Raw genomic sequence first — 9448 nt, 5'->3', positions numbered from 1 at the left:
CAGCAGTCAGCGGGCATTATCCAGAACGGGACAGAGATCACGCCGGATGTGCTGGACAGTCTGCGGACAGAGCTTGAAGCGATGGAGTTAGGCCCTCTGTTCGGACTCTGGCTACAATCCTTCCTGATCCAGCTTACCATGATTGCCTTAAACATCGTGATCTTCGTTATCGTATATGGCCGTATGATTGAAATTTATTTACTCACAAGTTTAGCGCCTATCCCGTTTGCCACCGTCCCCAACAGGGAAACCGGACACATGGGGCAGAACTATTTCCGCTCCCTCTTTGCGGTGGGCTTTCAAGGTCTGTTGATCTTGGTCTGTGTTGCCATCTATGCGGTGCTGATCCAGAGTATCGCCGCCGACGGCGACCCCATCGGGGCGATCTGGGGCTGCGTGGGATATACGGTGCTGCTGTGTTTTACCTTATTCAAAACAGGCAGTCTTGCAAAATCCATCTTCGGCTGCCATTAAGAGACTTCGGGCCATGCTGACCCGAAGCGGAAAGGAGAAATCCATGCAGGAAAAAACTGCGGGCGGAACACCAGCCGCCCCTATAAAGCTGGATGTAAGCGTGCGGGTCATCGAACCTGTGAAAAACCTCATGGGCTTTGCCAGCGTGAAATTCAATGACTGCTTTGTGGTGGAAAATCTGAAAATCGTACAGGGCAGCAAGGGCCTCTTTCTTGGGATGCCCAGCCAGCCGGACGGCAAAGGCGGCTACCGGGATATGGCCTACCCTGTCACAAAGGAGTTCCGAGAACAGCTCAATACTGCTGTTCTGCAAGCCTATGAGGCAAAGTTGGAACAGATGGCGGAGCGCGGCTCTGTGGGGCGTGCGTCCATCAGCGACCAACTCAAAGCCGGAAAAGCGGCTGCCGAACAGGCAAAGGCAGAGCGGCCTCCGAAGGAAAAGCCCAGCCGCAGTGCAGAGCGTTGACCTCGGGCCATGCTGGCACGAAGCAGAAAGGAGGCGGGAACCATGCCACGCAAACGGACGAGCTATGACGCGGCCTGCTATTACGACGGAAAACTGCTGGGCCGCTGTACCAAAGCGGATAGCGACGCCTATACCCTGTTGATGAACGCCTGCGGCGGGGAGGCCGCCCGTGTCCTTCGGGAATATGCCTATTTTTCCCCGGAACTGAAAGCCATCTTAGAAAAGGCAGCACTCATGCAGGCAGACCGGAGCCGGACGGGCGGAATGTTCCATGCGCCGAAAAGCTCCCCGTGGGGCGAGGTGCAGAATTGTGAAACCCTCTGTCCGGGGGTGTTTCTGGTATCTACCGCCAGCCACGGCGGAACGATGGTGGCAAACGAGGTAGCCGCCGTCCTCTCCCCAGCGGCCAAAAAATGCGGCTTCAAGGACAAGGGCTATATCTGCTATGAGGAGGACGCACAGGAAAGTGTGGTGCTCCGGGAGCTGCTGGACAAAAAGCTGTGGAATTGTGAAACCCTCTGTCCGGGGGTGTTTCTGGTATCTACCGCCAGCCACGGCGGAACGATGGTGGCAAACGAGGTAGCCGCCGTCCTCTCCCCAGCGGCCAAAAAATGCGGCTTCAAGGACAAGGGCTATATTTGCTATGAGGAGGACGCACAGGAAAGCGTAGTGCTCCGGGAGCTGCTGGACAAAAAGCTGTGGAAAATCCCTGACCGCATTAAGGACAAAGGACAGTTTGAAGAAAAACTCAATCAGTCCATACGGCAGTATCACCCCGAATACTGGCGGGCAAGGCAGAGCGGACGAGAGGCCGCCGAAGCTGCCCGCAGCACAGCCCCGGCCAAAGAGGCCGCAAGATAACCTCGGGCCATGCTGACCCGAAGCAATAAAGGAGGTGTACCAAAATGGCCTATGTGCCAGTACCAAAAGACCTTTCCAAAATCAAGACAAAGCTGGCCTTCAACCTAACGAAGCGCCAGCTTGTTTGTTTTTCCAGCGCGGCGGCGGTGGGCCTCCCGGCTTACCTGTTTTCCCGTGGCAGTATCGGGAACAGTGCCGCCATGTTCCTGATGATCGGCCTCATGCTCCCGTTCTTCTTTCTGGCTATGTATGAACGAGACGGTCTGCCGCTGGAAAAAGTGCTGAAAAACATCATCCGCACCCGGTTCCTCTATCCCCGTGTGCGGCCTTACAAAACCGAAAACTTCTATGCGCTGCTTAGCGCCAGAAAGGAGGCGCAGCCGATTGCGAAACAGCAGAAGGGCCGGAAAGCCCGCAGGCAAAAAGCCTGAAAAGCAAGGCCTTCTCGGCCTGTTCACGAAAGGAAAGAACATTCCCACCACCGCCCAGCAGACCCTCCCTTACCGGGAAATGTACCGGGACGGGGTGTGCCGGGTAGCGGACCGCTATTACACCAAAACCATTGAATACGAGGACATCAACTATCAGCTCGCACAGTCCGAGGATCAGGCAGCCATCTTTGATGGGTGGAGCGCCTGCCTCAACTACTTTGACAGCAGCCTTCCGTTCCAGCTTTCCTTCCTCAACCACCGGAGCCGCCCGGGCAGCCGGTACAGCGTGAACATCCCCATGCAGGATGACGATTACAACAGCGTCCGGTGCGAGTATGTGGAAATGCTGGAAAACCAGATCGCCAAAAGCAACAACGGCATTGTCCGCACAAAGCTCCTGACCTTCGGCGTGAACGTGGACGACCTTTCCACCGCCAGGGCAAGGCTGGAACGTGTAGAGGCGGACATTTGCGGGAACTTCAAAAAGCTGGGCGTCAAGTGCCGTTCCCTTTCGGGGCTGGAACGGCTGGAGCTTCTTCACGGGCAGCTCCACCCCGGCAGCGGCTCCCCCTTCCGGTTTTCATGGGATATGATCCCAAAAACCGGGCTTTCCACCAAAGACTTTATCGCCCCGGACAGTTTCGATTTTCGTTTCAGCCGTCTGTTCCGGGTGGGGACGACTTGGGGCGCTGCCTCCTACTTGCAGATTTTGGCCTCAGAGCTCTCGGACAAGCTGCTGGCGGAGCTTTTGGAAATGGATGCGGAAATGACCATCACTCTCCATATCCAAACCGTCGATCAGGCCGCCGCCGTAAAATCTATCAAGGCCAAAGTCTCCGACATTGACAAGATGAAGGTGGAGGAACAAAAGAAGGCAGCCCGGTCAGGGTACGACATGGACATACTTCCGCCCGACCTTGTAACGTACAGCAACGACGCAAAGACCCTTCTGGAAGATTTACAGAGCCGGAATGAAAGAATGTTCCTGCTGACCTTCCTTGTGGTAAACATGGCCCCGACCCGCCGGGAGCTGGACAATGACCTGTTCACGGTGTCGGGTATCGTCCAGAAATACAACTGCACCTTGAAGCGGCTGGACTTCCAGCAGGAGGACGGTTTTCTTTCCAGCCTTCCGCTGGGTCATAACGGCATTGAGATCAAGCGTGGCATGACGACCAGCTCCACGGCCATTTTCGTTCCCTTTATGACGCAGGAGCTCCGCATGGATGGCGAAGCCGTCTATTACGGGCTCAACGCACTTTCCCATAACGTCATCATGGCAAACCGGAAAAAGCTCAAAAATCCCAACGGCCTGTTCCTCGGCGTGCCGGGCTCCGGCAAATCCTTTGCCGCAAAGCGGGAGCTTGTGAACGTGTTCCTTGCCACCCGTGACCGGATCATTGTGGTGGACCCGATGGGCGAATACTCGCCCCTTATCAAGCGGCTGGGCGGACAGGTCATCGAGATCGCCCCGGACAGCCCCCACCACATCAACCCGATGGACATTGACCTGAGCTTTGACGAGGAAAACCCGATGGCGCTGAAAGCCGACTTTATCCTGTCGCTAATGGAGCTGATCGTCGGCGGCAAGGATGGCTTGCAGCCGGTGGAGCGGACCGTCATTGACCGCTGTGTACGCCAGATGTACCGGGAACATTTGCAGGACCCGGAAACAAGCAAAATGCCGACCCTCCAAACCCTGTATGACCTGCTCTGTTCCCAGCCGGAGGGCGAGGCGGTACGGCTGGCAACTGCCCTTGAAATCTATGTGTCGGGTTCCCTTAACGTGTTCAACCATGAAACCAATGTGGACCTGAACCGCCGTCTGGTATGCCTTGACTTAAAAAAGCTGGGGGCCGGGCTTCGGACGATTGCCATGCTCATTATGCAGGACTTGGTAAACTCGCAGGTGTCCATGAATTTCCTGCGCGGTATCGCTACATGGTGCTACTTCGACGAATTTCATGTGCTGCTCCGTGACCGTCTGACGGCAAGCTATTGTGTGGCGATCTGGAAAATGCTGCGAAAAAAAGGGTGCGTTCCGAGTGCTTTAACGCAGAATGTAAAGGATTTTCTGGCAAGCCCGGAGATCGAGAACATCTTTGAAAACTCGGACTTCCTTGTGCTGCTCTCGCAGGCACAGGGGGACCGGCAGATTTTAGCCAAACAGCTTGGGATCAGCCCCCACCAGCTTTCCTATGTGACCCATACCAATTCCGGCGAAGGGCTGCTGTTCTTCGGGAATACCACCATCCCATTTGTTGACCGCTTCCCGCAGAATACCGAGCTGTACGCCATTATGACCACCCGCCCGGAGGACAAAAAACAGGAAATGAACCGGGCGTAACACACTTCGGGCCATGCTGGCCCGAGGTTCGGAAAGGAGGGATACGCCATCGGAAAGAAACCGGATAAACGGAATTTTCAAAAGCCGGGGCCGACGGAGGATACCGGGGACAATCGCCCCGGACCGGCAGAACGGGAAGGACCTTCCCCCGCACCGTCCCGACGTCTGCGGTTTGAGGACGAGGATGCCGGGCAGGACAGTCCTTCGGGCCATGATGGCCCGAAGTCCAAAAGCGGCAAGTTTCAAGAGGACAGCCGCAAAAGCCGTCCCTCTGACCGCATGAGGCAGGAGGATGAAGCGAGCAGGCCGCAGGATACCGGCAGGGCACAGGAGCCGGAGGGCTCCGCCGAGAAGGCCGGGAGTAAAAAGGACAAGTACCAGAAGGCGCAGGCCAAAGCGGAGCGCGCCGGGGAAAAGCTGGGAAAGGCCCGGGAGAAGCTGGATAAGGTCGAGGCGAAACGGGCGGCGCAGAAGCCGCCGGGGCTTGCGAAGAAAGCTGTCCGGGGAGCCCGTACAGAAGCATGGTTCTATGTCCACAACAAGATCCACGAAGTTGAGCATGAAAATGTGGGTGTGGAAGGAGCCCATAAGTCGGAACTTGTGGCCGAGGCCGGAGCCCGGAAACTGACCCGGTATGCCAAACGCCGCTGGCGGGAGCACCCGGCCCGGAAGGTGGCAAAATGGGAACGGAAGGACATAAAAGCCCGGGCCAATATGGATTTTCAGAAGATGGCCTCCGAGCACCCGGAGCTTGCCAGCAATCCGCTTTCCCGTGTGCAGCAGAAATGGAAACTGAAACGCCGGTATTCCAAAGAAGCAAAGGCGGCTGCAAAACAGGGCGCAAAGACCGCAAAGAAAACCGCTGCCGCTTCGGGAACTGCGACCCGTCGGGCGGCGCAGTTTGTGACCCGTCATCCCGTGGCGGTGCTGGTCCTGCTCCTGCTGTTGCTGCTCTGTTTTCTTGTGTCGGCGGTAAGTTCCATTTTCCCCACGCTTGGCAGCGGCCTTGCCAATGCGTTATCCGGCACCTCCTACGCCTCGGAGGATACGGACCTGCTGGGCGTGGACGAGGACTACACGGCACTGGAAAACGAGCTGGCGCAGACGGTAGCGAACATCGAAAGCACCCATCCCGGCTATGACGAGTACCGCTATTCCGTGGACGAGATCGGCCATAACCCCTATGAGCTGGCGTCCTATCTCTCGGCAAAGTACCATGTGTATTTCCGTGAACAGGTGCAGGACGAGCTGCGGGAGATTTTCGAGGCACAGTATGAACTGACCTTGACGGAGGAAGTTGAGATACGCTACCGCACCGAAACCAGCACCGACCCGGAGACCGGGGAAACCACCACCGAGGAAGTCCCCTATGAGTATTACATTCTCAATGTGACCCTCACAAACAAGACGCTGCCCGCCGTGATCCTGCCGAGGCTTAACGAACAGCAGCGGGAAATCTACACCGTTATGCAGCAGCTCAAAGGCAACAAACCCTATCTGTGGGAAGGGATTTACAACGGCGGCGAAGATACCGGCCCCAGCTATGAGATACCCGGCGAGGCGCTGGATGACCCGGCTTTTGCGGCGCTCATGAAAGAAGCCACAAAGTACATCGGCTGGCCCTATGTGTGGGGCGGCTCCAGCCCGTCCACCTCCTTTGACTGTTCGGGTTTCGTCTGTTGGGTGTACACGGCCAGCGGCGTCCACAACCTGCCCCGTACCACGGCGCAGGGCATTTATAATCAGTGTGCTATCATTTCCCCCTCCGAGGCAAAGCCCGGCGACATTATCTTTTTCACGGGAACCTATGACAGCCCCGGCCCTGTATCCCATGTGGGGATTTATGTGGGCGACGGGATGATGCTCCATTGTGGTTCGCCCATCCAATACGCAAACATCAATTCAAGCTACTGGCAGACACATTTCTATGCCTTCGGGCGTTTGTGAGCCAGAGGAAAGGAGTCCTTGCATGAACAAGATCGACAAGCTCGATAAGGAACTGGAAAAAGCCCGGGAGAAGGCTGCCGAGTGGCAGGCTAAAATCCGGGAGCTGGAAAAGCAGAAACAGGAGGAAGAAAACAGCCAGATCGTGCAGGCGGTGCGCTCCCTCAAACTGACACCCGCCCAGCTGATGGCTTTTCTGAATGACCCCAAAAACAGCCTTACCGCTTCGGGCCATACTGACCCGAAGCCGGAGGCACCCGAAAAGGAGGACACGGCCCATGAAGAAAACTAAATTTCGCAGGCTGGCGGCGATGGCTGCCAGCCTTTTGTGTTGCCTGATCTTTACAGTCCCGGCTTATGCACAGAGCAGCGAGCCGCAGCCGGAGACAGCTCCCTCCCCGGCAGAAACCGAAGCAGAGCCGGAAACCCAGAACCCCTTTACCCCGGACGGGACGGGAACCGTGGTGGACAACGCCACCGACGAGGATGGAAAGGAGTTCTACACCATCACCACCGCAGACGAGAGCGTGTTTTATCTGGTGATCGACAAACAGAAAACCAGCGAGAACGTCTATTTCCTCAATACCGTTACCACAGACGACCTTCTGCCTCTTGCCGAACAGGGTAAGGAACCGCCCAAAGAAGTGACCCCGGAGCCAGAGCCAAAGCCCACCGAACCTGTGGAGGAAGTACCGGAACCCGAGCCGGAGAAAAAGGACAGCCCCCTTCTCTCTCTGCTCCTGATCGGTGCGGTGGTGCTGGCCGGCGGTGGGATTGGTTACTATTTCAAGATTTACAAGCCGAAGCATGAGGCCCCGGATTTGGAAGATGATTACTGCGAATATGAGGACGGGGAGCTGGAGGAGATCGCAGAGGAACCCGAGGACGAAGATACCCCGCCGTGGGAGGAAGATACGGAGGAATGAGAATGAATTTTACAAGCAGCCCTTTTGAACGAATGATGAAGGAAGTACCGCACCCCGGCTGGAACAATGACGACCCTTGTAAGGGATGCCGTTATTACAAGGAGTGCAAAGGAAAGAAAAAACAGTGCCGGAAGAAGTTCCGGGCGCTGATCGTGGAGTCCCGCCCTTCGGGCCATCGTGGCCCGAAGTCTTAAATGGACGCCCGGGAGCTGACCCGTGACGAGAAGAAGAAAATCCGTTCTCTTGTCACGGGGATGTGCGCCAACTATGACCGGGAAAGCGGCCTGTGCCTTCCTCTTGACTGTGCCTGCTATATGCTGCACAAGTGCTGGACAGGGGCGTACTGCCGTTATTTTCGTGAGGCTGTCCTGCCTCTTAACCCGGAGCTTCAAGCGTCGTTGACAACGGAAGGCATCTCCCCGGAGCTGCGAGCCTGTGCGGTCTGCGGAAAGGCGTTTTTGCCCGAGGGGCGTCAAGCCTACTGTTCCGACGCCTGCAAGGCCGAAGGGAACCGCCGAAAAAGCCGGGAACGCATGAGGAAAATGCGGGAGAAAAGGCCGGGCGGCTGTTACGATTTGCCGCCTCCAAAGGCTTGACATTCCGGGCTTTTTTGAGGGTGTTTCCGGGGTGGGAATATCTTATTACATTTCTCCCCGGTCTGCCCTCTTATTTCGTAACATCCAGCACTTCGGGTCATGTTAGCCCGAGGCACAGAAAGGAGGTATCTCTTGGAGACAGTACAAGGATATGTGATTTTGAAAGCTGCCACCTTTGAAACCGGACACGGCTTTGCGCTGGGGCATAATCCGGGAGCGCCGAGCTCCTTTGTGACCTGGCAGTTTACCGAGGGGGAAAACGGCCATCGGGATTACTACTGGGGCCGCTATGGAACCAGTCAGGCGTGGGCGCAGAGGGACTTTGACCGCCGAGTGGACGACTATCAGCAGCTTTACCATGCGGCGGTCAAGCATACCGAGCTGGGACCGGAGGGTGTTTACCGCTATTATTCCACCCAGCGGCCCGTGGACATAGGAACTTACCCGAAGCCGCCGGATAACCAGCCTCTTTCCATCGTCAACTACGATGACGACAGGCGGCGTCCTGTGGCAGACGGCAGGCTGATGGCATGGGGCGAACTGACCTACGCAAAGCCGCTGACCGAAAAGCAGATGGAGGATTATGAACTGAAACCAGCACCGGGCAATCTTGACCGGGTGCGCCCATCCATTACTGCCCGGCTCAAAGACGGAACCAGAGGGCAGGAACCCCCGAAGGAGCCCGGCCAGAGGCGGAGCCATAAAAACCATGAGGAACGATAAAGGAGGATCGCCATGCACGAAAAAGACAACTATCTGAAAACCGCCGAGCTCTCCACAGAGCAGAACTGCAACATGATCGACGGCGTACCCAACAACACGCCTATCCCACCCACGCCCCCGGAGCTGGACGCAAAACCGCTTGATAAGGTAAAGGAGCCCAAAGAGCGCCGGAAAGGCCGGGAGCTGGAACGCTGATGGAGAACCGCAAGCGGAATGTCCATCTGCACGTCATGGTAACGCCGGACGAGCTGGCAGCCATCCATGAACGGATGGCTGAGGCGGGCATTTCCAACGCCGGGGCTTATATACGGAAAATGGCTCTGAACGGGTATATCCTGCACGTTGACCTTGCGCCCATAAAAGAATTGATCTCTCTGCAAAGACGCTGTTCCAACAATCTCAATCAGGTCGCCGTACACGCGCATACCTACGGCGTGTACCCGGAGGAAATCGACGGATTGAAGCGGGACTATGAAAAGCTGTGGGGCGAGGTGTCAAAGGTGCTGCGGGAGCTTTCCGAGCTGGTGGCAAAGTAAGACGAGGGCGGCAGGCTTCCGTTGCGGGGCTTGCCGCCCTGCTCTTTTTTTACCACTTCGGGCCAGTATGACCCAAAAGTTTGGGACAGGATTTACTAATCTTTCGCAACATTTATGTCCCCGGGCAAGCATGATAAAATAGAG

13 protein-coding genes are annotated in these 9448 nt (G+C 56.6%); all 13 read left to right on the top strand.

The features are described from left to right. On the top strand, nt 1–474 hold a 474-nt coding region (locus PG722_RS13380; protein ID WP_270580833.1), incomplete at its 5' end, for a VirB6/TrbL-like conjugal transfer protein, CD1112 family. A gap of 43 nt (nt 475–517) precedes the next feature. Then, the gene (locus PG722_RS13375) at nt 518–940 is read left to right on the top strand and encodes a SpoVG family protein (RefSeq protein WP_117613993.1); all 423 of its coding nucleotides are present in this window, start codon (nt 518–520) and stop codon (nt 938–940) included. 42 nt (nt 941–982) lie between these two features. After that, nucleotides 983–1801, top strand: coding sequence for a DUF7007 domain-containing protein (locus tag PG722_RS14285; protein WP_442867859.1), 819 nt, complete (start codon nt 983–985; stop codon nt 1799–1801). Between the two features lie 44 nt (nt 1802–1845). Continuing rightward, nucleotides 1846–2232, top strand: coding sequence for a PrgI family protein (locus tag PG722_RS13365; RefSeq protein WP_003500106.1), 387 nt, complete (start codon nt 1846–1848; stop codon nt 2230–2232). After that, the gene (locus PG722_RS13360) at nt 2150–4579 is read left to right on the top strand and encodes a VirB4-like conjugal transfer ATPase, CD1110 family (protein WP_442867858.1); all 2430 of its coding nucleotides are present in this window, start codon (nt 2150–2152) and stop codon (nt 4577–4579) included. The genes PG722_RS13365 and PG722_RS13360 overlap by 83 nt, the downstream gene beginning before the upstream one ends. A gap of 279 nt (nt 4580–4858) precedes the next feature. Beyond that, a complete protein-coding gene (locus tag PG722_RS13355) occupies nt 4859–6526 on the top strand; it encodes a C40 family peptidase (RefSeq protein ID WP_270580831.1) in 1668 nt (555 codons plus the stop codon). 22 nt (nt 6527–6548) lie between these two features. Then, nucleotides 6549–6815 carry a DUF4315 family protein gene (locus PG722_RS13350; RefSeq protein ID WP_005927622.1) on the top strand — a complete coding sequence of 89 codons (267 nt, stop codon included), beginning with the start codon at nt 6549–6551 and terminating at the stop codon, nt 6813–6815. Continuing rightward, complete coding sequence (locus PG722_RS13345) at nt 6802–7449, top strand: DUF4366 domain-containing protein (protein WP_117567872.1); 648 nt, start codon at nt 6802–6804, stop codon at nt 7447–7449. Before PG722_RS13350 ends, PG722_RS13345 begins: the two co-directional genes overlap by 14 nt. A gap of 2 nt (nt 7450–7451) precedes the next feature. Next, nucleotides 7452–7643 carry a hypothetical protein gene (locus tag PG722_RS13340; RefSeq protein ID WP_330606046.1) on the top strand — a complete coding sequence of 64 codons (192 nt, stop codon included), beginning with the start codon at nt 7452–7454 and terminating at the stop codon, nt 7641–7643. Next, nucleotides 7644–8045, top strand: coding sequence for a cysteine-rich VLP protein (locus tag PG722_RS13335; protein ID WP_012741674.1), 402 nt, complete (start codon nt 7644–7646; stop codon nt 8043–8045). It begins immediately after the preceding gene. Nucleotides 8046–8144: 99 nt separating this feature from the next. Continuing rightward, nucleotides 8145–8768, top strand: coding sequence for a hypothetical protein (locus PG722_RS13330; RefSeq protein ID WP_330674715.1), 624 nt, complete (start codon nt 8145–8147; stop codon nt 8766–8768). 12 nt (nt 8769–8780) lie between these two features. Then, entirely contained in the window at nt 8781–8963 is a 183-nt protein-coding gene (locus PG722_RS13325) for a DUF4316 domain-containing protein (RefSeq protein WP_003500078.1), read from the top strand. Continuing rightward, entirely contained in the window at nt 8963–9304 is a 342-nt protein-coding gene (locus tag PG722_RS13320; protein WP_118280949.1) for a plasmid mobilization protein, read from the top strand. The genes PG722_RS13325 and PG722_RS13320 overlap by 1 nt, the downstream gene beginning before the upstream one ends. Nucleotides 9305–9448 lie beyond the last annotated feature (144 nt).

The sequence above is a fragment of the Butyricicoccus sp. OF27-2pH9A genome, assembly GCF_027693185.1.
GTDB lineage: Bacteria > Bacillota > Clostridia > Oscillospirales > Butyricicoccaceae > Agathobaculum > Agathobaculum butyriciproducens.
The sequence above is the reverse complement of the archived record's forward strand: the minus strand, read 5'-3'. Positions and strand labels throughout refer to the sequence as shown.

Excerpts from the sequence above, each read along its gene's own strand:
- PG722_RS13375 (WP_117613993.1), top strand. The coding sequence starts at position 518 with ATGCAGGAAAAAACTGCGGGCGGAACACCAGCCGCCCCTATAAAGCTG.
- PG722_RS14285 (WP_442867859.1), top strand. The coding sequence starts at position 983 with ATGCCACGCAAACGGACGAGCTATGACGCGGCCTGCTATTACGACGGA.
- PG722_RS13365 (WP_003500106.1), top strand. The coding sequence starts at position 1,846 with ATGGCCTATGTGCCAGTACCAAAAGACCTTTCCAAAATCAAGACAAAG.
- PG722_RS13360 (WP_442867858.1), top strand. The coding sequence starts at position 2,150 with ATGCGCTGCTTAGCGCCAGAAAGGAGGCGCAGCCGATTGCGAAACAGC.
- PG722_RS13355 (WP_270580831.1), top strand. The coding sequence starts at position 4,859 with ATGAGGCAGGAGGATGAAGCGAGCAGGCCGCAGGATACCGGCAGGGCA.
- PG722_RS13350 (WP_005927622.1), top strand. The coding sequence starts at position 6,549 with ATGAACAAGATCGACAAGCTCGATAAGGAACTGGAAAAAGCCCGGGAG.
- PG722_RS13345 (WP_117567872.1), top strand. The coding sequence starts at position 6,802 with ATGAAGAAAACTAAATTTCGCAGGCTGGCGGCGATGGCTGCCAGCCTT.
- PG722_RS13340 (WP_330606046.1), top strand. The coding sequence starts at position 7,452 with ATGAATTTTACAAGCAGCCCTTTTGAACGAATGATGAAGGAAGTACCG.
- PG722_RS13335 (WP_012741674.1), top strand. The coding sequence starts at position 7,644 with ATGGACGCCCGGGAGCTGACCCGTGACGAGAAGAAGAAAATCCGTTCT.
- PG722_RS13330 (WP_330674715.1), top strand. The coding sequence starts at position 8,145 with ATGTTAGCCCGAGGCACAGAAAGGAGGTATCTCTTGGAGACAGTACAA.
- PG722_RS13325 (WP_003500078.1), top strand. The coding sequence starts at position 8,781 with ATGCACGAAAAAGACAACTATCTGAAAACCGCCGAGCTCTCCACAGAG.
- PG722_RS13320 (WP_118280949.1), top strand. The coding sequence starts at position 8,963 with ATGGAGAACCGCAAGCGGAATGTCCATCTGCACGTCATGGTAACGCCG.